The following is a 24,843-nucleotide window of genomic DNA, read 5'->3' as shown; positions in this document are numbered from 1 at the left end:
GGAGTGTACAATTGTATTTTTCCGTCATGTCGACGATAGGAGACATGACACATAATACAAGTTTCTACGATTTTTTCCAAAGAAAACATTGATTGGGGCTTAAAATGGGCTTATTTTAATCAAGTTACTTTCAGTTCCACAAAGATAAGAGCAATACTATAGTAATTTCAAGTATTTGCCCAATTTGTAACCCTCATATTCAATACAATCAAATGATTCAAAAGCACAAATGTTGCATGACATGCTACAAATGTTGCATATGTAATAGATATGCTTTAAACGCTACAATTCTTTCATATTCTGCATTTTATATGGCAATTATTCTCTTAATGAAATGTTAAGTTTGAGTATTATCAATAACCTATGAATCGGAATAAAATAAACAAAAAGCTAATATTAGAAATTCTATTAATTGGGATTTTAATGTTTCTGTTGGTACTGGTATTTGTAAATATATGAGAATCTAGATCTATGCAATTAAGAACTAAAATAGTGTCTATTAAAACAGTTATATCAAAGCTGTTAACCTTATTTGGTATAATGGCTATCCTTACAGGGTGCTCAGAAAAAACAGTAGTTTTTGAAAAATTTGAAGTCAAAAGAGGTACCAATATAGCGCATTGGTTGTCGCAAAGTGATAGAAGAGGTATAGAACGAGAACAATTCTTTACAGAAACCGATATTAAAAGAATTAAGAATACGGGGTTTGATCATATTCGGTTACCAATAGATGAAGAACAAATGTGGGATGAAAAAGGAAATCGACATCAAGCTGCATTTAAGCTAATGGTCAATTGTATTAATTGGTGTGCAGAAAACAACCTTAAAGTAATTATCGATTTACACATTTTAAGATCACATCACTTTAATGCAAAAGAGAAGCCTTTATGGACAGACCTGGCAGAACAAGAGAAATTCTTTGACCTATGGAGAGATCTTTCAAAATCATTAAAAAATTTTCCAAATAATTTAGTTGCCTACGAATTAATGAATGAGGCTGTTGCAGATAATCATGAATCCTGGAATAGTTTATTAACCAAAGCTTTTACAGCCATTCGCGAATTAGAGAAAGAACGTACCATAGTTATAGGGTCTAACAGATGGCAGGCAGTAGAAACCTTTGATGCATTAAGAGTGCCTGCAAATGATAAAAACATCCTTTTAAGCTTCCATTTTTATAAACCTTTTCTTTTAAGTCACTATGCCGCAGAATGGACAAGCTTAAAAGATTATAAAGGACCAGTACATTATCCAGGCGAGATTTTAACAGAACAAGAATTTGAAACCCTTCCAAAGGATATAAAAGTAGAAGTCGAAAAATGGGCTGGAGTAAAGTTTAGCAAAGATATATTGCTAGAGATGTGGCAAAAACCTATTAAAAAAGCTAAAGAATTAGGCTTGCCATTGTATTGTGGAGAGTTTGGAATTATTTCTAATGCACCACAAAAAGAAACACTTATTTGGTATGAAGATATGATTAAACTTTTTGAAGAAACAGGTATTGGATATGCCAACTGGAATTACAAAAGCGACAATTTTGGATTGATTCACCCTGATGGTACAGAAAATAAAAACCTCATATCAATTGTATTAGGAAGTAATTAAAATATGAAACATCTTTTTTTACATATTAGTTGTTTTTTAATGCTATTTAGTTCAGCAATGTATCAAAGTTGTGATTCTTTGAATTCCAACGAATGGCAATGGGAAACGATAGATGCTAAAGGCGAACCAACAGCAAGACATGAAGCAGGTTTTGTAGCATATAAAGATGAAATTCTCTTAATAGGAGGTAGACGTATCAATCCAACAAATGCTTATAATACGAAAACGAATACTTGGTCTGCTAAATCACCATCACCTATTGAATTACACCATTTCCAACCAGTAGTAATAGACACTGCGGTATATATTGTTGGAGCCATGACAGGTAAATGGCCTAATGAAAAGCCATTACAACGTATCATGATTTATTACCCAGAGCAAGATAAATACGTATTTGGAGATTCTATTCCAAAGGATAGAAGACGTGGAGGCGCAGGAGCTGTTGTTTATAACAATAAGATTTATTTAGTGGGAGGTATCACAAATGGGCATATGAATGGTTATAAAACGTGGTTAGATGAGTACGATCCAAAAACAGGAATATGGCGTGTTTTGGAAGATGCACCAGATGCAAGAGATCATTTCCAAGCAGTAGTGACCAACAATAAATTATATGCTTTTGCAGGAAGAAGAACTTCAAAGATTACAGATCAGGATATGGCATTAACAAGTGCTTATGGAAATGTCTACAGTTTTAAAACAGAACAATGGGAAGCTGTAACTACTAATCTGGAGATTCCAACAACTCGGGCTGGTAATGCTGCCTTTGCATGGAATAATAATATTATTATAGGAGGAGGAGAAAGTATCGTGCAAGAATCAGCGCATAATGAGGTTGAAGTCTATAATAGCAAAACAAAAATGTGGAATCAATGGCCATCATTAAAACAAGGCCGTCATGGTTCAGGTTTTGCAGTTGTTGGTGGTTATCTATATATAGCTTCTGGTTGTGGTAATCGAGGAGGAAACCCAGAACTTACTTCTATAGAACGATTAAAGCTTCCATCTAAAACTAGTAATGATGTTGTTAATTTGGCAAACAGTATGCCTGTTTATAAACAATGGCATACTGTAACACTTCCTTTTGAAGGACCAGAAACTTCTGAATTAGATCCAGATAATCCCTTTTTAAATTACCGTTTAAGTGTTGAGTTTATACATAAAAAAACAAAATATAGAGTTAGAGGTTTTTATGCAGCCGATGGTAATGCTTCCGAAACAGGTACAGATAAAGGGAATATTTGGAAAGTAAGATTTACCCCTGATTATCTAGGAACATGGAATTATACAGCAATATTACATCATCAAGACAGTATAGCGTTAGAAGAAGATTTGACGAAAGGAAAGTCTATTGAACTATCAAATTCAGAAGGTCAGTTTATAGTTGTTAATTCAGATAAAGAAGGTTCGGATTTTAGAGCTAAGGGAAGGTTACATGCTTCCAAAGGATATTATAAGTTTCAAGACTCAGATAAATACTGGATAAAAGGAGGAACTAATAGTCCTGAAAATTTATTAGGTTATGTAGACTTCGACAGTACTTATAGAATGCAAGCTTCAAGTCGAGAAGGAGAAGCCAGTACCAATGATGAAATTCACAAATACGCTGCACATCTAAAAGACTGGAAATCTGGCGATCCAAGTTGGAAAAACGGTAAAGGGAAATCACTTATCGGAGCCATTAATTACCTAGCATCTAAAGGTATGAATTCTGCATACTTTCTAACGATGAACATTTTTGGAGATGGTAAAGATGTATGGCCTTATAATAGCCCAGAAGACTTTTCACGTTTCGATGTTAGTAAACTGGAACAGTGGGAAATTGTTTTTCAACACATGCAGACCAAAGGTATTTTGTTGCATATGGTAGTGCAAGAAACAGAAAATGAAACCATATTGGATAATGGGGATACAAGTGTTATGCGACAATTGTATTTCAGAGAATTAATTGCTCGTTTCGCTCATCATTTAGCACTTAATTGGAATTTAGGTGAAGAAAATGGTCCAGCTTCTTGGTCTCCTGTGGGACAAAATGACCGCCAAAGAAAAGATATGTCTAGGTTTTTAAAAGACAATGACCCTTATAATCACCCTGTATTGTTACATACACATTCTCATGATCCGTTGCGTAGTAAAATTTTGGACTCAATTTTAGGATTCCAATATTTAGATGGTTTATCACTTCAGCAAGATAAAAGAGAATTGGCACCAGAGGTCGTTAAAACATGGAGAACAAAAGCCAAAGCAAAAAATCATGATTGGTTGATTACTATGGATGAAATAGGCATGTGGCATACAGCAGCTTTACCAGATAGTGAAGACCCAAACCATGATACTTTGAGACAATATGCACTTTGGGGAACACTATTATCTGGAGCCGCAGGAGTGGAATGGTATTTTGGCGCCAAGCACCCTCATAATGATCTTAACTCAGAAGATTGGAGAGAAAGAGATAGGCTTTGGGAGTTAACAAATCATGCCACAACGTTTTTTCAAAATTATTTGCCGTTCTGGGAAATGACACCCAAACATACTTTAATTAATACATCAAACGCCTATTGTTTACATAAAAAGGGAGTTGTATATGCGGTATATCTACCAAAACAAAAGAAGCCCACAATTGATTTAAAAACCGAAGTAGGAGCGTTTAGTGTTGCTTGGTATGACCCTTTAAATGGAGGTGCCTTACAAAAAGGCTCTAAAGAAAAAATAAAGGGAGGAAGTGTGGTCGAGTTAGGAACTCCGCCATCGACAAAAGACCATTTTATCCAACAAGATTGGGTTTGTTTAATAAAAAAGATAAATGACTAACGTATGATTTCTGGGGAAAATAATTGTATAGATATGTTGAGCAGTAACATTTTAAAAATCAGTCAAAAACCTCAAATAGAGGCTATGTTTATGAAACACTACAAAGAATGGTGTTTACTTTCATATAGCTATATGGAAGATATGTCTGAAGCAGAAGACATGGTTCAAGATGTTTTTGTGAAAATTTTAAACAGAAAGAAGAATACTGAGATTTTAGATCTAAAAAATTATATCAGTATGGCTGTTCGTAATACTAGCCTGAAAAAAATACAACGTACAAAAAAAACAGTACCGATTAAGGATTATAGTTTGGAGGCTTTATCACCATCTCACGAAGAATTTTTAATTGATTTTGAAAACAAAGCTAAAATAGAAGATGCATTAGGCATATTATCAGAACAAAGTAAACGGGTTTTCGAATTGTGTGTATTTGAAGGAGCTAAATATAAAAATGCAGCTGAAGCGTTAGGAATATCAATAAATACAGTAAAGTTTCATTTAAAGAAGGCATTTAAAATATTGCGTGTTACATTACTAAATACATATTTTTAACACTTATGATTATGTAATTTATATTTTTTTAAGCTTATTATTGTGATTTCCTCATTTTTACGCTACCCGTTTTCTGTCTATATGGGTCTTAATTATAAATAGCTTTCGTAGCGTCATAATAATGGACATAGTAAAACTGATAATAAGAAAACTAGATTATAACTTAACTGGAAAAGAAGAAGCGGATTTTAGAAGCTGGATGGACGAGTCATATATAAATGAATTTATGTTTTATCGTCTTGAAGCTTTAAAAAGCAGGGGAAAAGATATTTCAGAAATAATTGAATTAGATACTGAATTTGCTTGGAAACATGTAAAGCAAAAACTAGAATAATAAACCACTAAAGACAAACTAAATTAACTTAAAATCAAAAAAACTTATATGAAATAAAGAAAACTACAATTTAGAATATAAAACAAAAAAAATCGAGAAGTACTGTAATACTTCCCGATTAGAATAATCAACTAAACGATTAGCTAATTATTAATAACATTTCAAAGATATGAAAAACTCTAAAAGTTTTGGGCTATTGTGGCTCAATTCACTTAAAATTAACTTAAAAATGAAGGTAAATTTACTTTTATTGATAATTTCATTTTTTTCGGTTCAAACCATAGTACATTCAGATAACGTGAATACTACTTTGGAATCGGGAAATGTGGAAAGCTCTAATATCCAGAAATCAATTTCTGGAACTATTAAAGATACTAACGGAATTCCTCTAGCTGGAGCAAATATTGTAGTTAAAGGGACTAACAATGGAGCACAAGCAGATTTTGATGGCAACTATACTATTTCCAATGTAGAAGACAATGCTACATTAGTAGTAAGTTATATAGGTTACGTTACACAAGAAGTTTCAGTTAATGGTAGATCTACTATTGACATTAGCCTTGAAGAAGACACACAATCTCTAAGTGAAGTAGTCGTTGTTGCCTATGGTACAGCCTCTAAAAAGGATTTAACCGGTGCAATTGCTGTTATTGGTGCGGAAGAACTAAATACATTTCCTGCAACAACGGTAGATCAGGCATTACAAGGTAAAACTGCTGGTGTACAAGTTACATCTAATTCAGGTGCACCAGGTGCTTCTGTTTCTGTAAACATTCGTGGTGTAGGTTCTTTTGGTAGTACAACACCATTGTATGTTGTTGATGGCTTTCCAACAAATGATATTTCTTTTATTAACCCGAACACGATCCAATCTTTATCTGTGTTAAAAGATGCATCGGCAACAGCTCTATATGGAGTCCGTGCAAGTAACGGTGTTGTAATTATTCAAACCAAACAAGGATTAAAAGGAAAAGTACAAGTAGAATTGAATTCATTTATGGGATTCCGTACACAGCCTAAAAGAGTTGATGTTTTAGACGTCAATCAATTTGCAGCATTAGCATTAGAACTTAGTAGTAGTGCAGATGATGATGTAAGTGGTGTAGCAGTACCTTACGCTGGTTGGAGTAACCCAGGTTCTTTGAGAAATATAGATTGGCAAGATGAAATATTTGATTCAGCTGCAATGAAAAGTGTAACATTAAGTGTTAGGGGCGGTGGTGAAAAATCTAGAATAGCTTTTACAGCTGGGATATTTGATGAAGAAGGTACCCTTCTTGCATCTAAATATAAAAGATATGACTTAGGCTTTAATGCAGCTTTTGACATCACTGATAAAATCCGTTTAAAAAGTAACGTAAAATATATCACCTCTCAAAGTTTCCAACCATTGGGTACAGGGCGTGATGCTTTATTAAATTTATTTTCTACAGTACCACACTTAGCACCTATAGGAGAGGCTAACCTGGAAGGAGGCACAAACCCGACCGATCTTCCTGTTGATGCAAATGGTAATTTTGGAGCATTTCCAGATGTGACAGGAGAAGCTTTCCGTGATGGTAGAAACTGGGTAGCACGAGCATTAGAGAACGATCAAGATAATGTCACCAATACTGTTCTAGCTAATATTGATGCAGAATGGGATATTTATGGAGGGGTATCAACTCAATTAAAAGTTGGTGCAAGAGTCGATAATTTTGCTAGTGAATTTTTTCAACCAGCATACTATCGTAGTAATGGTAATATTGACCAAAGAGTTAATGCAGAATATAGTACTAACCAGTCTACGAGTAATGAATGGTTAGCAGAATATCTTTTAAAATATAAGAAAATATTTAATGATAAGCACACCATTGATGTTTTAGGCGGAGTTTCTGCACAAAGAAGATTTAGAAAATTAATAGATATAACTGGTATTGGTTTTTTAAATAACGCAATAAGAAGTATTACAGCAGCAGATGATATTAAAGATTCTTCTGGTTTTTCTGACAGAAGAACACTTGCCAGTACTTTTGCAAGATTAAACTACAGTTTTGATAGCAAATATTATGTAACAGGTACTATAAGAAGAGATGGAGTAGGCAATGTTTTTAGTCCACAGAACTTATGGGGTGTTTTCCCTTCTTTTGCAGCTGGATGGAATATTGACGAAGAAGATTTTATGGATGATAGTGTTTTTGATGTATTAAAATTTAGAGCAAGTTGGGGTGAAACAGGAAACTTTGAAGGTATAGATCCTTTTGGGTACCTTCCTCTTTTTATTGGGCAAGGTGGTACAAATGATACAAATTATACTTTTGATGGTACTCCAGTAAATAGTTCATTAGGTTTAGCTCCTCTTGCATTAGCTAATTCTGATTTAAGTTGGGAAACACAAACACAAACGAATATTGGTCTGGAAGGTGAATTATTAGATGGTAAACTCTATTTTACAGCAGATTACTTTAATAGAGAGTCGGGGAACTTCTTGTTTTTCCAAACCGTACCAGCTCAATCTGGTTTCACTACACAACCACAAAATGGAGGTACCGTAGTTAACAAAGGATTTGAATTTTTAGTAGGATATCGTAAAAATAATGGTGATTTTACATTTGACATAAATGCCAATATAACGACAATAAACAACGAAATTACCGATCTTAATAATCCTGCAGGAGAAGTTAGATTCCCTAACCAATTTTTAGATGATTTTAATGAAGATGGTTTTTGGTATGACGTTACTAGATCTAGGGTTGGTGGAGAAGTAGGCGCTTTCTACGGTTTTGTAGCTGATGGAATTTTTCAAACTCAGGCAGAAGTTGATGCTGCTCCTACTCGTGCTAATGATGTTGTGCCTGCACCAGGTGATCGTAAATTTTTAGATTTAAATGATGATGGTGTTATTAATGGAGATGATAGAACAACTATTGGTAGCCCGGTTCCTGATTTCTTTGGAAGTTTAAATTTAACGTTTAACTATAAGAATTTTGATGTAGGCTTTAATTTCTATGGGTCATATGGTAGTGAAATATTAAACCTGGTAAAGCGTGAATTAGAAAGTGCTTCTGGTTATGGAAATTCGGCCTCTTTCTCTAATGTAAGTACAGAATATTTTAACAACCGTTGGACTGGAGAAGGCTCTTCTAATACTTTCGCAAGAGCACTTATAGACGATGGTAATATTCAAAACAACAGAGCTTCCAGTTATTTTGTTGAAGATGGTTCCTATTTTAGATTGAGAAATCTTAACGTAGGTTACAGCTTGCCATCTGATGTTATTGAAAAGCTTGGATTAAGCAATTTAAGAATTTATGCAAGTGCTCAAAATGTATTTACCATAACCGATTATTCTGGTTCTGATCCAGAGATTGGTCAAAATGCTGATATTAATGGAAATAGTAGCGTAACGACTAGAGGTATTGATGCCGGAGCATATCCGCTTTCTAAAACATTTACTTTAGGTCTTAATTTGAAATTTTAAATAAACTGTTATGAATATAAAAATAAAAAGAATAGGGCTTTTAATTACTATTGTACTTGTCGGTACATTGGTTGCTTGCTCTGATAATTTTTTAGTTGATACCAATAATCAGGATTTAACTAGCGAAGTAGTTTTTAGCTCCGATGATACGGCATTGGCAGCTGTGACAGGTGTTTATGATGCGTTCCAAAATGACTCACAAGGAGATCCAGGAATACCTAATGAATATAATGTGAAAGGAATTCATAGATGGGCCAATAGCACTGGGTTAGATTTTTTAAACAATGAAAATCCAGCAACTAGCTCTTATTTAAATTTTAATCCAGACCCATCTTCTAGTGATGTTGCTGTTAAGATTTGGCCTAACCATTACAGACAAATTGGTAGAGCAAATATTACACTTGAAGGTTTGCGAACTGCAGTCGAAAATGGAAGTATTAATACCGATTTAGGTAATCGTTTAATAGGAGAAGTATTGGTTCTTAGATGTATTTCTTACCAATATTTATGTGAAGTTTATGGTGATGTTCCATTAATGCTTAGCCCTGCTGATGATCCTTTTAAAGCAAGAGATTCCCAAGATATGGTATTCCAACAGATTGTAACAGATGCAATTGAGGCTATAACTTTGCTCCCCTGGACTTATGATGTTGAAAAAGGAAGAATAACTAAAGCAACAGCTTATACTGTTTTAGGAAATGCACATATGTGGTTAAAACAATATGGAGAAGCAGTTACGGCTTATGAAGCATTAGAAGATAGTCCGGTTCTTGATTTGGAGGATAATTTTCTTGACATTCATGCGCTAGCAAATCCCAATGGTAAAGAATCAATATTCGAACTACAATGGGCTGCTAATGCTGATTTAAGTTGGGGTAGAAATGATGAAGTGAATATTTTGCAATTATTTGCGATGCCTACGGATATTACTGGTGGCGGTGGATTTACTGGGATTCCATCAAAAGAATTATACGATGCTTTCGAACCAGGCGATTTAAGAAGATCAGCGACGGTTCTGGCTCCTGGAGAAGAACACCCTGATCCATTAATTGATATTATAAATTATGATGGCGTTGATATTAATACAGTAGGTACCGTTGCTGAACCATGGACTGGTGGGTCGCCAGAAACAAGATCAGGATACTGGGCTGTTAAATCCTGGAGAGACCCTGAAATTGAAGGATGGGGAAGATCTATTCTTTTTGGCGGACAAGGTCATATTTGGATGCGCTATGGAGGTGCTTTGCTAAGTTTAGCGGAAGCTGCTTTAAAAGATGGACAAACTGCTAAAGCACAGGCTGCTTTTGATAGAGTAAGAAATAGAGCCTGGGGTGGTACTGCTCCTAATAAAACGGTAGATATGGATGGTATACTAAAAGAGTATAGACTCGAGTTAGCTGGTGAATTCTCACTTTGGGGGGTTATCAGAAGATCAGGAGAAGCTAATAAATTTATCATGGATAATTATGGATTAGATATGCCTGCTAATCGTGAAATATATCCAATACCAAGTTCTCAGTTAAGTGCTAATCCTAATCTTAAACAAAATGATGGATATTAATTAATTTATACCATTTCTTGTTTGGAATTACTGTAAAATAAAATAATGATTTTTTGCTTTATACAAAATATAAAAATAAAGCATAGCCTCAGTTACGGTTTCTTTTTCTATTGAAGTAGAAGGCGAAAAAGGGTGTTTTATTAAGGTTATTTCAAATGAGAATTGGTATTATTAAAGTTTATTGTTGAGTTAGTTTAATTTGATAGAGGCTTTGGAATTTATTCAAAAGCCTCTTTTTTCCTTAAATTTATAAAATGAAGATTATTTATACCAGTTTTGTTATTTTGTTTCTAGTGTTATCTTGTAAAAAGCAAGATGTAAAGCAATTTAGTCTGCTTTCGTCAGACAAGACAGGTATTTTATTTTCAAATGATATTTTTGAATCCGATAGTTTAAACTACTTCAATTACCCTTACATGTATATGGGAGGAGGCGTATCTGCGGGAGATATTAATAACGATGGTCTTGTGGATTTGTTTTTTACTGCAAATATGAAATCCAACACACTTTATCTTAATAAAGGTGATTTTGTATTTAAAGATATTACCAATAGTTCAGGAGTAGCAGGAGATGATAGATGGGTTACAGGAACTACCATGGTAGACATTAATAATGATGGCTATTTAGACATTTATGTGAGTGTTTCAGGAAAAGGAAATAATAGAAATAACCTACTATATGTAAACAATGGAGATACTACGTTTACAGAAAAATCCAAAGCATTTGGGATAGATGATAATGGGCATACCACACAGAGTACTTTTTTTGATTATGATAATGATGGCGATTTAGACCTTTATCTTGCAAATTATCCGCCAACACCTTTTAAAAGCCCCGTAGCATTATATCAACGAAAAGCAAATCATCCTAAAATAGAGGAATCAGATATTTTATATCGCAATAATGGTGATGGTTCCTTCACAGATGTTACCGTTGAATCAGGGATTCTAAACTTTGGTCTGTCTTTAAGTGCTACCATCGCTGATTTTAATAATGACGGTTGGAAAGATATTTATGTATCTAATGATTTTGATTCTGCAGATTATTTATACATTAATAATAAGAACAGCACTTTTACAGAAATTGCGGCAGAATCTGTTAACCATACTGCTCAGTATGGTATGGGAGTCGATGTAGCCGACTATAATAATGATAAGCTTATCGATATTGCTCAAGTAGATATGACGCCAGAGGATAACAGAAGATCTAAAGCAAATATGGCAAGTATGAACCCTAGAGGTTTTGCAAAGATGGTAAAGGCAGGGCTAAATTACCAATACATGCAAAATTGTCTTCAACTCAATAGAGGAATTGATACAAATGGTAATCCTATATTTAGTGAAGTTTCCAGGTTAGCTGGAATAGCGACAACCGATTGGAGTTGGTCAATCCTTTTTGCTGATTTAGATAATGATGGTTGGAAAGATTTAACTATTTCTAATGGTACCCGAAGAGATATTAATAACAGAGATTATTTTAAACAATTAAAATCCAGAAATCATTTTGGAGGTGTAAAGTTATCTGCAGAAGAAATAGAACAGATCCCTTCAGAAAAAGTATCCAATTATATTTATAAAAATACCAGAGATTATACCTTTAAAAATATGGTCACAGCATGGGGATGGGAAGAAAAAACCTTTTCTAATGGAGCTGTTTATGCAGATTTAGATAATGATGGTGATTTAGATTATGTTATAAATAATATAGATCAAAAAGCTTCGGTTTACAGAAACAATAATTTAGATAATAATAACTATTTACAAGTCACTTTAAAAGGACCTGAAAAAAACAAAAATGGTCTTGGAGCAAAAGTTTATGTATTAACAGATTCATTAGAACAATACAATGAGCTTACCTTATCCAGAGGTTTCCAATCCTCTGTAGCACCTCAATTGCATTTTGGATTGGGAAAGACTGAGAATATTTCTAAGGTTAAAGTTGTTTGGCCAAATAATCATATTTCTGAAATAAAAAATGTAAAAGCAGGTCAAAACTTAGTCGTTGATTTTTCATCAGCTATAGATCAAACCAAAGGATCTATTGAAAACCTAAAAATGTTTAAAACAGTAGCGCTAGATTCACTTGAAGTAGATTTTAAACATACAGAAAATAATTATAATGATTACTATTTGGAACCATTGCTTCCGCATAAAACATCGATGCTAGGATCGGGCGTTGCTGTGGCAGATGTTAATGGTGATGGATTAGAAGACTTTTACATAGGAGGTGCGTCACAACAAGCTGGGGCTCTCTTTATTCAAAACTCAGAAGGCAAATTTAATAGAACGAATAAAGATGTATGGGAGGTAGATAAAAAACAAGAAGACATGGGCGCTTTATTTTTTGATGCCGATGCCGATGGCGATCAAGATTTGTATGTAGTTAGTGGAGGTAATGAAAAAATACATGGCTTATCACACTTTCAAGATCGTTTATATATCAACACAGGAAAAGGAGCCTTTATTAAAGGAGAAAATAATTTACCAGAAATAATAACAAGTGGTTCTAGAGTAAAAGCAGGAGATTATGATAAAGATGGAGATTTAGATTTATTTGTTGGAGGTCGATTAGTAGCTGGTCAATACCCGTGGCCTACAAAAAGTTATATTTTGAATAACGACAAAGGAGTTTTTAAAGATGTAACGCCTTATTTAGCGCCAGATTTTGAAAAATTAGGTATGATTACCGATGCTAGTTGGACAGATTTTGATGCTAACGGTACTTTAGATTTAATAATAATAGGTGAGTGGACTCCAATTTTATTTTATAGTAATACCGGAGGAGCGTTTAAAAATGTTACAGAAAGCATAGGTCTAGAAAATACTAATGGATGGTGGTCTGGGATTACTCAAGATGATTTTGATAACGATGGCGACATGGATTACGTAGTAGGTAATCTTGGCTTAAATTATAAATATAAAGCCACAATAGAAGAACCATTTGAGGTATACGCAGATGATTTTGATGATAACAAAAGAAAAGATATTGTTTTAAGTTATTACAATTTCGGTAAATTGTTTCCAGTACGAGGTAAATCATGTTCATCACAACAAATACCATCATTGAATAAAAAATTTGAAAATTATAATTCGTTTGCAGTAGCTGATGTTTCAGAGGTATACGGTAAAGAGGCATTGGCTAATGCGGAGATACACTATAAAGCACATACTTTTGCCAGCAGTTATATAGAGAATTTGGGAAGCGGTAAATTTAAGTTGACCAAATTACCTAACGAAACACAGTTCTCTTCGGTAAATAGAATAATTGCTGCTGATATAGATAACGATGGTAACAAAGATATTGTGATTGCTGGAAATTTATATGCTTCAGAAATAGAAACCCCAAGAAATGATTCAAGTATAGGGACTTACTTAAAGGGGGATGGGCAAGGCAATTTTTTACCAGTTCCTAATGTAAAATGTGGTTTATCTATTAGAGGGGATGTAAAAGATTTGATTTCAATTAGTATTAATGGTCACAAACATATCATTGCAGCCAAAAATAACGATTCCCCTCAATTTATTAAAATAAATTGATGTTTTATGAAAAAACAAACGCAGGACACAAAATCTATGGCTTAATATTTAGGCTGTATCTGTTCTAAAAATCTTTCATTTATTTTTTAAAATTATAATTGTCATTTTAATGCTACCCGTTTTTCTTTCCTATGGGTCTTTATAATAGAGAGCTTAAGTAAAAATAAGTATCAAATTAGTTTAGTTTTTGTGTTGATTGCCCCTGATTTAAATAAGGGGCATTTCAACCCTTTAGAAACAGTTAAGATGTTAAAATTATCTATACCATTTATTTTTTTTGTTTTTCTAAGCTGTATAGTTGGAAATGCACAAAAAGACACCTTAGGTGAGAAGGCTTATAACATGGAAAAATTGACAATTGATTCTTTATTAACAAAGTATGTTTTTTCGTCTTCAAATGGTTTAAAGATGCCTTATCGTTTGTTTAGCCCTAATAATGAGGCTCAAACAAAAATTCCTTTAGTGGTTTTTTTACACGGAAGAGGAGATCGGGGAGTTGATAATGATTCAAAGATATACCATGAAGCAGGAATAATAATAAATTCAAATTCATTATTAGGAAACACAATGCAATCTCAATACCCTTGTCATATTTTAATTCCACAGTGTTCAGATAAAACAGAAAATGAAGAATGGGCAAAATGGATTGGCAATTCACCAGAAACACCTTTTAAAGGGTTAGGTACAGATGGCACTTATAAAATGAGTACCGAGCCTTCCGAATCTGGAGCAGCTGCATTAGAATTAATTGAACAAACGATAAAAGATAAAAATATTGATACAGACAGAGTTTATATCATAGGACTGTCAATGGGTGGTTTTGGAACTTGGGAATTCACAGCCAGAAAACCACATTTATTTGCAGGAGCCATACCTATGGCTGGCTATTCTGATCCAGATCAACTGGAAAAAATAAAGCATATTTCATTCTGGATATTTCATGGGGATATGGATAAGTGGAACCCAGTAGCAGGGTCAAGGACAATGTTTAAGCTATTGTCTAATAGTAATGCAGATGTAAGGTATACAGAGTACACAAATACAGGTCACCGAGAATCATTCAAAAAAGCTTTTAACGAAGCAGAACTGATTCCTTGGCTTTTTTCCAAAAAAAGAAAAATGAATTCATCTCAAGAAAAATTATGATAAAGCAATTTTATAGAAAACCTCTTTTTTTAGTTTTTATATTATTTATGACTAGTACAGTAAAAGCTCAGAAGAATCAAATGACAGAAAAAAAGATTGATAGTATACTTACCTTATTGACTTTAGAAGAAAAAGTAGCTATGTGTCATGCACAATCTAAATTTAGTACACCGGGAGTAGCACGTCTTGGAATTCCCGAAGTATGGATGTCTGATGGACCTCATGGTGTGAGAGCAGAAATAAATTGGGACAACTGGGGGTATGCGGAATGGACTAATGATTCCATTACAGCCTTTCCAGCGCTAACCTGCTTAGCGTCTACTTTTAATCCAAAGCTTGCCAAAGAATATGGTTTTAGCATTGGAGAGGAAGCACGATACAGAAAAAAAGATGTGCTTTTAGGACCAGGAGTTAATATGTACAGAACCCCATTAAATGGTAGAAACTTCGAGTATATGGGTGAAGATCCGTATTTGGCTTCAAAGCTTGTAGTACCTTATGTAAAAGGGGTTCAAGAAAATGGCGTTGCCACATGTGTAAAACATTTTGTTTTAAATAATCAGGAGCATTTGCGAGATAAAATCAATGTTGAAGTAAGTGATAGGGCCTTATACGAAATTTATTTACCAGCCTTTAAAGCAGCTGTAAAAGAAGGCAATACTTGGGCAATTATGGGGGCTTACAATAAATTTAGAGGTAAGTACACTACACATAACCCAATTCTTCATAAAATACTAAAAACAGATTGGGGGTTTGATGGTGTTGTAATAAGTGATTGGAGTTCGGCACATTCCACAAAAGAAGCCGCTTTGTATGGTTTAGATATGGAAATGGGTACAGGAACAGATGGTTTGGGAACAACCACTTTAAATCACTACAGTAACTATTATTTGGCAACACCTTTCTTGGAATCAATTAAAAAGGGGGAAATAGAAGAATCAGTAGTTGACGATAAAGTGCGACGTATTCTAAGATTGATGTTTAGAACAAACATGAGTGCCAACAGGTCTCTTGGAAGAATGAATAATGTAGAACACCATAATGTAGCTAGAAATGTAGCTACAGAAGGTATTGTGCTACTTAAAAATAAAGATAATTTTTTCCCGATTGAAGATGAAAAAGGACTAACAATAGCTGTTATTGGAGAAAATGCAATACGATCAATGACTGCGGGTGGTGGCTCTTCAGAATTAAAACCAAAATTTGAAATATCCCCTCTTGAAGGATTAAAAGCACGTTATAAAAACGCAAAAATTGTTCATGCCATGGGGTTTGCTTCGGGGCCATCAGTATATGACGAAGTTTTGCCATCACCGTATGATGCAGACTCCTTAAAAATTGAAGCTATTAAAGTTGCTAAAAAAGCAGATATAGTGTTGTTTTTTGGTGGTTTAAATAAAAGTCACCTTCAAGATTGTGAAGGGGCAGATAGAAAACAATTTGAATTACCTTTTGGACAAGATGAATTACTAGATGAAATTACGATAGTTAATAAAAATGTTGGCGTAGTACTATTAACAGGGAATGCTATAGAAATGTCCTGGTTAGATAAAATTAATGGGCTTATACAAGGATGGTATCTAGGAAGTATGGCAGGAGCTGCGTTAGCAGATGTTATTAGTGGAGATGTTAATCCTTCAGGGAAACTACCATTCTCGTTTCCTGCAAAATTAAAAGATAATGCAGCGCATCATTTTGGAGAACTGTCTTACCCAGGAGACGGTATTAATCAATATTACAAAGAAGATATTTTAGTAGGATATCGTTGGCATGATACAAAAAATATTAAACCTCTATTTGCCTTTGGTGAAGGGATGTCTTATACCTCATTCGAGTTATCAGGTTTTAAATTAAACAAAAAAATATATTCAAAAGGAGAGCAAGTAGTTATCTCCGGAGTAGTTTCAAATACAGGAAATACAAATGGAGCAGAAGTAATTCAGGTTTATATTGGAAAACCAAAATCTAAAGTAAAAAGAGCTCTTAAAGAACTAAAAGGATTTAAGAAAATTGTTTTGAAAAAGAGTATCTCGCAGTCTGTTGAGATATCCATTAATGTAAATGATTTAGCATTCTATGATGAGAATATTTCAGATTGGAATTTAGAAAAAGGGAATTACATAGCATATATAGGAAATGCATCTAATAATATTTCCAAGACAATAAAATTTGAAGTTGAATAATAAAAGAATTTAAGAAAGAAGAAGAAAGGGAATAATGACGTTTCAAAATCTTAAATATTTAAATGCATTTTAATGAAATATTACTTAGTAATTATAGCACTCGCCTTAATTGGTTGTTCTCAAAATAAAGTTTCTACAACAGATAATAATGTTGAAGAAAAATTTATAGACAGTGTATTGGCAACCATGTCTATAGATGATAAAATAGGACAAACCAACTTAAGAGGAACGTCCAGTAGGTCGAAAACACTATCAGACGAACTAAAAGAAGATGTAAAGCAAGGTAAAGTCGGAGCATTGTTAAATGTCATGAAGGTTGAATTTGTAGACGAACTCCAAAAAATAGCAGTGGAGGAAAGTCCGAATAAAATCCCTTTGATTTTTGGGAGAGATGTCGTTCATGGGTTTAAAACGATATTTCCAATACCTATTGGTTTAGCATCTTCATGGGATACAGACATAGTAAAATCCTCCTCTCGAATAGCAGCTATAGAAGCCAGTTCAGTTGGAATTCGTTGGACTTTTGCACCGATGTTAGATATAGCCAGAGATAGTCGTTGGGGAAGAATAGCAGAATCTCCTGGAGAAGATCCTTATCTAGCTTCAGTTTATGGAAAAGCTTATATTGAAGGGTTTCAAGGTGATTCTTTAAACAACCCAACAAGCATAGCAGCATGTGCTAAGCATTACATTGGTTACGGAGCAGTTATAGGAGGTAGAGATTATAATACCACAATAATTCCCGAACCATTACTACGTAATGTATATTTACCACCTTTTCAATCAGCTTTAGATGTAGGAGTAGCAACAGTTATGACATCTTTTAATGAGATAAATGGTATACCGGCAACAGGGAATGAATTTCTATTAAAAAACGTTTTAAGAGATGAATTAAATTTTGATGGATTTGTTGTTAGTGATTGGGATTCTGTTATAGAAATGATTGCTCACGGTTATGCAAAAGATGAAAAACAAGCAGGCGAACTGGCAGCAAATGCTGGGATGGATATGGAAATGTCTAGTAGAGCTTATGAGCATTATCTAAAAGATTTGATAAAAGAAGGAAAAGTTACAGAATCTCAGTTAAATGCATTTGTAAAAAACATATTAAGAATAAAATTGCGACTAGGACTTTTTGAAATGCCATATCGAGATAAAAATAATGAATCAAGCTTTTATAAAAAAGAACACTTAGCAGAAGCAAAAGAAGCAGCAATTAAAAGCTCGGTATTACTTAAAAATAAGAATATATTGCCTTTATCTGGTGATACAAAAGTAGCATTAATAGGTCCTTTGGCTAATGCGCCATTAGATCAAATGGGAACTTGGACATTCGATGGCGAAAAAGAACATACCATAACACCTTTAAAAGCCTTTAAAGAAGCAAAAGTTAATGTTACGTATGTAACGGGATTAACACATAGCAGAGACAGATCAAAAGCACAATTTAAAAAAGCCACTAATGGTGTAAAAGATTCCGATGTTATTGTGTTTGTTGCAGGAGAAGAAGCTATTCTATCGGGAGAGGCTCATAGCAGAGCTTCCCTAGATTTGCCAGGTGTACAAGAAGACTTAATAAAAGAATTGTCTAAAACAGGCAAGCCTATTGTTTTGGTGATTATGGCAGGTAGGCCTATTACAATTACGAATATTATAGATAATGTTGATGCGGTATTAATGTCTTGGCACCCTGGTACCATGGGAGGTACCGCATTGCAAGAGATTATTTTTGGATTGAGAGAACCGGAAGGAAGATTACCAGTGTCTTGGCCAAAAGTTGCAGGTCAATTACCATATTTTTATAATCATAAAAATACGGGAAGGCCTGCCAATAAAAAAGACTATGTAGCTATGTATGATATTCCTATTGGTGCTTGGCAGAGCTCCTTAGGAAATGATTCTCATTATTTAGATATTGGGTATACGCCACATTTTCCTTTTGGCTTTGGCTTGGGGTATACAGAGTTTCAATATGATAATTTACAAATATCTAAGGATACAATTGGTTTCAACGAAGAATTAATCGTCAAAGTTTCTGTTACAAATGTTGGTAAAAAGAAAGGTAAAGAGATTGTCCAGTTTTACACGCAAGATATAGTGGGTAGTATTACGAGGCCTATTAGAGAATTAAAAGGATTCCAACATGTAAGTTTAAATGCGGGTGAAACTAAAGAAGTAATTTTTAAAGTGTCGGCAGCACAGTTAGAATTTACAAATCATAAACAGATTCGTGATGCAGAAGAAGGTGATTTTAATATTTGGGTAGGTTCTGATGCTGAATCTGGTTTAAAAGATACCTTCTATCTTAAAAAGTAGTGTATATGATTATTGTGCTATTAGGTGTCAGCGGCTGTGGTAAAACTACAGTAGGAAAACAATTATCTCAAAAAACCGGGATTCCTTTTTTTGATGGTGACGATTTTCATCCAAAATCTAATATTGATAAAATGACAAAGGGTATGTCTTTAAATGATAATGATAGATGCCCTTGGTTACTTTCACTAGCAAGTAATATTGAAACATGGGCTGAAGAAAATGGAGCTATATTAGCTTGCTCTGCATTAAAGGAAAGGTATAGAGTAGTACTGTCTTCAAAATATAATGATATTATATGGGTTCATTTATCGGGTAGTCATGATTTAATTAAAGGAAGAATTGAAAAAAGAGGTGGACATTTTATGAATGCAGATTTGTTAGCTTCTCAATTTAAGGATTTAGAAACGCCTGAATATGGAATTCATGCTGACATTTCCGAATCGCCAGAAAAGATTACAGAAAACATCATTTCAAAATTGGAAAATATAAATCAATCGTTTTTTGGGGTTATAGGATTAGGTGTTATGGGCAGCAGTTTAAGCTTAAACATTGCAGAAAAGGGGTATGCACTATCTGTATATAATAGAATAGCTCCAGGAGAAGAAAATATTGTTTCAGACTTTTTAAACAAAGCTGATGAGGTTATGCAAATTAAGGGATTTACAGAATTAAAGGCATTCGTCAATTCTTTAGAACGTCCCAGAAAAATACTCATTATGATTAAGGCAGGTAAAGCCATTGATGCAGTTATCGAAGCGTTAATACCTATTTTATCTGAAGGTGATATTTTGATTGATGGAGGTAATTCACATTACTTAGATACGAATAAAAGATATGAATATTTAAAAAGTAAGCAGCTTCATTTTATAGGTTGTGGCGTTTCGGGTGGAGAAGAAGGAGCAAGAAAGGGCCCCTCTATTATGCCTGGTGGTGCTAAAGAAAGTTATCAGATTATAGAACCAGTTTTAGAAGCAATTGCAGCAAAAGATAAAAAGGGTAACGCTTGTTGCGCTTATGTAGGGTTACAAGGCGCAGGCCATTTTGTTAAAATGGTTCACAACGGCATTGAATATGCCGAGATGCAATTGTTGGCAGAAATTTATGCCTTATTATCCATAACCAATAATAATGAAGAAATCACTACTATTTTATCGCAGTGGAACACCACAGATTTATCTAGTTACTTATTAGAAATTACAATTAATATTCTAAAAACTAAGGAAAATGGAAAGTATGTGCTTGATACTATTTTAGACAAGGCCGGTAATAAGGGTACTGGTTCCTGGTCTACAAAAGCTGGTTTCGATTTGGGAACTGTAAATACCATGATGTCTTCTGCTGTTTTTGCCCGCTATATATCTTCTTTTAAAGAAAAAAGAAAACACCTCTCTAAGTTTATTAAGAGTGATTTAAAAGTTACAGATGTATTTGATGTTAATAGTTTAGAAAAAGCATATCGATTTGCAAGAATTATAAATCACCATCAAGGTTTTGAATTGATTCGTTTGGCTTCCAAAACATTCAATTGGCAGTTAAACATATCAGAAATTGCTCGTATCTGGACCAACGGTTGCATCATCCGCTCTGAATTCATGGAAACATCAGTGAATGTATTTAAAGATTATGAAAGTTATTTGGATACAACAGATTTATTAGAAGTATTGATTTCAGCAGAAAACCATATGACAAAAAGTATAGCCTACAGTTTATCACATAGAGTACCATTTGATACATTTTGGTCTGCTTATAATCATTGGATAGCAATCACTACCGAAAACTTACCAGCAAACTTAATTCAAGCACAACGCGATTATTTTGGAGCACATATGTATCAAAAAATAGATGCTCCTAAAGAGCAATTTTTTCACACTAATTGGTATTAATTATGATAGATTTTTCTCTCTTAACATCAGTAATATTAGGAGTTGTATTATTAATAGTACTAATTTTACGTTTTAAAATACAGGCATTTTTATCCTTACTAATTGCAAGTATTTTTGTGGGAGTTTTATCAGGAATGGAACCCTTAACAATTATAAAAACCATGCAGGAAGGTATGGGAAACACATTGGGTTTTGTTGCACTAGTTGTAGGCTTGGGAGGTATATTTGGTGCTATTCTGGAACATTCTGGAGGTGCAGAATCATTAGCCACTTCATTATTGGCTAAGTTTGGAGTAGAACGATCTCCCTGGGCATTAATGCTCACTGGATTTATTGTAGCTATTCCAGTATTTTTTGAAGTAGCCTTTATTATTTTAGTACCCATGGTATACGCCCTTCAAAAAAAGACAGGTAAACCTATATTACTTTATGGAATTCCGTTACTGGCAGGATTAGCTATAACACATACATTTATTCCGCCTACACCAGGTCCAGTAGCTGTTGCAGATATTTTAAAAGCAGATTTGGGATGGGTCATATTTTTTGGATTAATTGCAGGAATTCCAACAGCCATTCTATGTGGTCCTATTTTTGGAAAATTTATTTCAAAAAGAGTTCAAGTATCCCAGATTGAAATGGCTACTGAAACCAAAGAACTAGAAAACCTTCCTTCAGTTGGTATCATTATTAGTATAATCGCTATTCCTATTTTACTAATAGTTGTAAACACCATACTAAACAGTCCGTTAGTAGGAGGACATATAATACCTAAAAAAATACTGGAATGGATGGGCATGATTGGACACCCATTTTCGGCGTTAATTATAGCCAATTTGATTGCCTGGTATCTATTAGGAATTCGAAGAGGCTTTACAAAAGATCAATTATTAGATATCAGTACAAAGTCCATGGCACCAGCAGGTATGATAATTTTAATAACAGGAGCAGGCGGGGTGTTCAAGCAAATGCTGGTAAACACAGGAGCAGGAGAAATGCTGGCTAATTATTTCGCAAACAAAGGCGTTAGTATATTATTATTTGCGTTTTTATCTGCCGTTGTAATTCGTGTTTTACAAGGGTCTGCAACCGTAGCAATGATTACCGCAGCTGGTCTCACTGCACCTCTTTTAATGGAATCTGTTTCAGATCCACAAAAAGCATTACTAGTAATAGCTGTAGCTTCAGGCGCAAGTATTATGTCTCATGTAAATGATAGTGGATTTTGGTTGGTTGGTAAATATCTGGGGTTATCTGAAAAACAAACGTTTCAAAGTTGGACAGTCATGACCACATTATTAGCAATTACGGGCTTTGCTTGTGCATCAATTTTATCGCTGTTTTTTTGATAATCGGTTAGGCTTAATATAATTTTCCTTTGGTATTTTATCTATTTTAATGATCTTGTTGGCATTAAAAATAGATAAAAATTACTACACCTCGACTTTTTTCAAATTAGGTCGTATTTCTTCGTTATTAGTTTAACAGGTTATTATATTTACACGTTCTACAATTTACTATATGAAATTTTTCTCTCTTCTTGTTTGCCTTATATTATCAAGCCATATTTTTTCGCAAGAAGTATCTATTCCTACAACTTTTTTCGAGGATGGTAGTTTGTATAAAACGCCCAATGAGTTTTCACAATCTTTAGCTGAATTTAAAGAAAATGAAAGATGTATAGTTACAGCTTATTTAGGTAAAGACATATATAAAATAATATATAAAGAATGGGTTGGTTATGTGAATTCTGATTTTTTAGAGATTAATGAGGAAATGATGGATTTATATTATGCTAATGAAAAAAAAGAACTGGAAAAGGCTATTGAAGAAGAAGAAAATAGAAAGAAAAGAATAGAAGAAATAGTTAATAAAGAGAAAAGAGAAAAAAGGAAACAAGATTCTATTATCAAAGCTAAAGAAGAAGCTAGACGTCAGCAAGAGTTATTAGCACAGGCCAAAAGACAGGAAGCCGAATTAAAAGAAAAACAAAGGGTTCAGGATTCCATTAACAAAGCAAAAGAAGCAGCCAAGCGTCAGCAAGAGTTATTGGCACAGGCCAAAAGACAGGAAGCAGAGCTAAAAGAAAAACAAAGGGTTCAGGATTCCATTAACAAGGCAAAAGAAGCAGCCAAGCGTCAACAAGAGTTATTGGCACAGGCCAGAAGACAGGAAGTGGAATTAAAAGAAAGGTTAAGGGTTCAGGATTCCATTAACAAAGCTAAAGAAGCAGCCAAGCATCAACAAGAGTTATTGGCACAGGCCAGAAGACAGGAAGCAGAGCTAAAAGAAAAACAAAGGGTTCAGGATTCCATTAACAAAGCTAAAGAAACAGCCAAGCGTGAGCAAGAGTTATTGGCACAGGCCAGAAGACAGGAAGTGGAATTAAAAGAAAAACAAAGGGTTCAGGATTCCATTAACAAGGCAAAAGAAACAGCCAAGCGTGAGCAAGAGTTATTGGCACAGGCCAGAAGACAGGAAGTGGAATTAAAAGAAAGGTTAAGGGTTCAGGATTCCATTAACAAAGCTAAAGAAGCAGCCAAGCGTCAGCAAGAGTTATTGGCACAGGCCAGAAGACAGGAAGCGGAATTAAAAGAAAGGTTAAGGGTTCAGGATTCCATTAACAAAGCTAAAGAAATAGCCAAGCGTCAACAAGAGTTATTGGCACAGGCCAAAAGACAGGAAGTGGAATTAAAAGAAAAACAAAGGGTTCAGGATTCTATTAAAAAGGCAAAAGAAGCAGCTAAGCGTCAGCAAGAGTTATTAACAGAAGCCAGCAGACAGGAAGCGGAATTAAAAGCAAAACAAAGAGTTCAAGATTCTATTATTAAAAAGGTTAAGGAAGATTCCAAATACCAACAAGAGTTATTGATACAAGCCAAAAAACGAGAAGCAGAATTAATAGAAAAAATAAGGATTCAAGACTCTATTATTAAAGCTAAGGAAGAAATTAGAGGACAGCAAGATTCAGTGGCAACAGAAATAGATGATAGTGCTAATTCAGAAAAGACCAAATATAGAAATACATGTCATTACACTATAAATATGTATGATGAGTTTTACAAAAAAAATCATATCCGAACAGACCCTTATTCAATAAGCGATGATTTAACCATAGAATTATATAAATATGGTCAACAAGTAAATGTATTTTTTAACTCTAAAAAAGATTTAGGTTGCGTTAGTTATTTTACCCGTAATCGGTCATCTGTAAAAGTTAAACTTGAAAATAATCAGACAATAACCTTTTATCATACCTGGAATATGGAATGTGGTACATTTTTGTTTAAAGGAAACCTTTCTAAATCACAAATTATACAATTAAAAAAGGCTCCAATTAAATCAATATTATTAAAAGGCACAGAAGGAACTCATAATATTACAGATATAGATTATAAAGAGTTTTTTATTGATAAGTTAAAATGTATTGAATAAATAATATGATTCAGAAAGCATTTA

The 24,843-nt window shown here is 34.0% G+C and carries 13 protein-coding genes; all 13 read left to right on the top strand.

All coding sequences use genetic code 11. From position 1 onward, the window contains the following. Nucleotides 1-471: 471 nt before the first annotated feature. On the top strand, nucleotides 472-1,605 hold the full coding sequence (locus EM932_RS16070; protein WP_246041115.1) for a glycoside hydrolase family 5 protein: 1,134 nt from the start codon (nucleotides 472-474) through the stop codon (nucleotides 1,603-1,605). 3 nt (nucleotides 1,606-1,608) lie between these two features. Continuing rightward, nucleotides 1,609-4,416, top strand: a complete 2,808-nt coding sequence (locus tag EM932_RS21090; RefSeq protein WP_211344302.1) for a Kelch repeat-containing protein — start codon at nucleotides 1,609-1,611, stop codon at nucleotides 4,414-4,416. A 3-nt stretch (nucleotides 4,417-4,419) separates the two neighbouring features. Further along, entirely contained in the window at nucleotides 4,420-4,968 is a 549-nt protein-coding gene (locus tag EM932_RS16055) for a sigma-70 family RNA polymerase sigma factor (RefSeq protein ID WP_135878222.1), read from the top strand. Nucleotides 4,969-5,089: 121 nt separating this feature from the next. Next, nucleotides 5,090-5,302 carry a hypothetical protein gene (locus tag EM932_RS16050; RefSeq protein WP_135878221.1) on the top strand — a complete coding sequence of 71 codons (213 nt, stop codon included), beginning with the start codon at nucleotides 5,090-5,092 and terminating at the stop codon, nucleotides 5,300-5,302. Between the two features lie 229 nt (nucleotides 5,303-5,531). Continuing rightward, nucleotides 5,532-8,762: a SusC/RagA family TonB-linked outer membrane protein gene (locus EM932_RS16045; protein WP_170179825.1), complete on the top strand. Its 3,231-nt coding sequence runs from the start codon at nucleotides 5,532-5,534 to the stop codon at nucleotides 8,760-8,762. Between the two features lie 10 nt (nucleotides 8,763-8,772). Then, nucleotides 8,773-10,323 (top strand): RagB/SusD family nutrient uptake outer membrane protein, encoded by a 1,551-nt coding sequence (locus tag EM932_RS16040; RefSeq protein WP_135878219.1) that lies wholly within the window; start codon nucleotides 8,773-8,775, stop codon nucleotides 10,321-10,323. A 254-nt stretch (nucleotides 10,324-10,577) separates the two neighbouring features. Beyond that, nucleotides 10,578-13,859, top strand: a complete 3,282-nt coding sequence (locus tag EM932_RS16035; RefSeq protein ID WP_135878218.1) for a VCBS repeat-containing protein — start codon at nucleotides 10,578-10,580, stop codon at nucleotides 13,857-13,859. A gap of 246 nt (nucleotides 13,860-14,105) precedes the next feature. Next, nucleotides 14,106-15,005 carry a carboxylesterase family protein gene (locus EM932_RS16030; RefSeq protein WP_135878217.1) on the top strand — a complete coding sequence of 300 codons (900 nt, stop codon included), beginning with the start codon at nucleotides 14,106-14,108 and terminating at the stop codon, nucleotides 15,003-15,005. 47 nt (nucleotides 15,006-15,052) lie between these two features. After that, nucleotides 15,053-17,188, top strand: coding sequence for a beta-glucosidase (locus EM932_RS16025; RefSeq protein WP_407925221.1), 2,136 nt, complete (start codon nucleotides 15,053-15,055; stop codon nucleotides 17,186-17,188). 72 nt (nucleotides 17,189-17,260) lie between these two features. Next, nucleotides 17,261-19,504: a glycoside hydrolase family 3 N-terminal domain-containing protein gene (locus EM932_RS16020; RefSeq protein WP_135878215.1), complete on the top strand. Its 2,244-nt coding sequence runs from the start codon at nucleotides 17,261-17,263 to the stop codon at nucleotides 19,502-19,504. Between the two features lie 5 nt (nucleotides 19,505-19,509). Then, nucleotides 19,510-21,387, top strand: coding sequence for an NADP-dependent phosphogluconate dehydrogenase (gndA, locus tag EM932_RS16015; RefSeq protein WP_135878214.1), 1,878 nt, complete (start codon nucleotides 19,510-19,512; stop codon nucleotides 21,385-21,387). A gap of 2 nt (nucleotides 21,388-21,389) precedes the next feature. Then, nucleotides 21,390-22,733 carry a GntP family permease gene (locus EM932_RS16010; RefSeq protein ID WP_135878213.1) on the top strand — a complete coding sequence of 448 codons (1,344 nt, stop codon included), beginning with the start codon at nucleotides 21,390-21,392 and terminating at the stop codon, nucleotides 22,731-22,733. A gap of 172 nt (nucleotides 22,734-22,905) precedes the next feature. Further along, nucleotides 22,906-24,819: a coiled-coil domain-containing protein gene (locus tag EM932_RS16005; protein ID WP_170179824.1), complete on the top strand. Its 1,914-nt coding sequence runs from the start codon at nucleotides 22,906-22,908 to the stop codon at nucleotides 24,817-24,819. Nucleotides 24,820-24,843 lie beyond the last annotated feature (24 nt).

The sequence above is a fragment of the Flavivirga rizhaonensis genome, assembly GCF_004791695.1.
Lineage (GTDB): Bacteria > Bacteroidota > Bacteroidia > Flavobacteriales > Flavobacteriaceae > Flavivirga > Flavivirga rizhaonensis.
The sequence above is the reverse complement of the archived record's forward strand: the minus strand, read 5'-3'. Positions and strand labels throughout refer to the sequence as shown.

Coding starts and splice junctions, on each gene's coding strand:
- gndA (WP_135878214.1), top strand. CDS start 19,510: ATGATTATTGTGCTATTAGGTGTCAGCGGCTGTGGTAAAACTACAGTA.
- EM932_RS16025 (WP_407925221.1), top strand. CDS start 15,053: ATGACTAGTACAGTAAAAGCTCAGAAGAATCAAATGACAGAAAAAAAG.
- EM932_RS21090 (WP_211344302.1), top strand. CDS start 1,609: ATGAAACATCTTTTTTTACATATTAGTTGTTTTTTAATGCTATTTAGT.
- EM932_RS16005 (WP_170179824.1), top strand. CDS start 22,906: ATGAAATTTTTCTCTCTTCTTGTTTGCCTTATATTATCAAGCCATATT.
- EM932_RS16070 (WP_246041115.1), top strand. CDS start 472: ATGCAATTAAGAACTAAAATAGTGTCTATTAAAACAGTTATATCAAAG.
- EM932_RS16010 (WP_135878213.1), top strand. CDS start 21,390: ATGATAGATTTTTCTCTCTTAACATCAGTAATATTAGGAGTTGTATTA.
- EM932_RS16040 (WP_135878219.1), top strand. CDS start 8,773: ATGAATATAAAAATAAAAAGAATAGGGCTTTTAATTACTATTGTACTT.
- EM932_RS16055 (WP_135878222.1), top strand. CDS start 4,420: ATGATTTCTGGGGAAAATAATTGTATAGATATGTTGAGCAGTAACATT.
- EM932_RS16035 (WP_135878218.1), top strand. CDS start 10,578: ATGAAGATTATTTATACCAGTTTTGTTATTTTGTTTCTAGTGTTATCT.
- EM932_RS16020 (WP_135878215.1), top strand. CDS start 17,261: ATGAAATATTACTTAGTAATTATAGCACTCGCCTTAATTGGTTGTTCT.
- EM932_RS16030 (WP_135878217.1), top strand. CDS start 14,106: ATGTTAAAATTATCTATACCATTTATTTTTTTTGTTTTTCTAAGCTGT.
- EM932_RS16045 (WP_170179825.1), top strand. CDS start 5,532: ATGAAGGTAAATTTACTTTTATTGATAATTTCATTTTTTTCGGTTCAA.
- EM932_RS16050 (WP_135878221.1), top strand. CDS start 5,090: ATGGACATAGTAAAACTGATAATAAGAAAACTAGATTATAACTTAACT.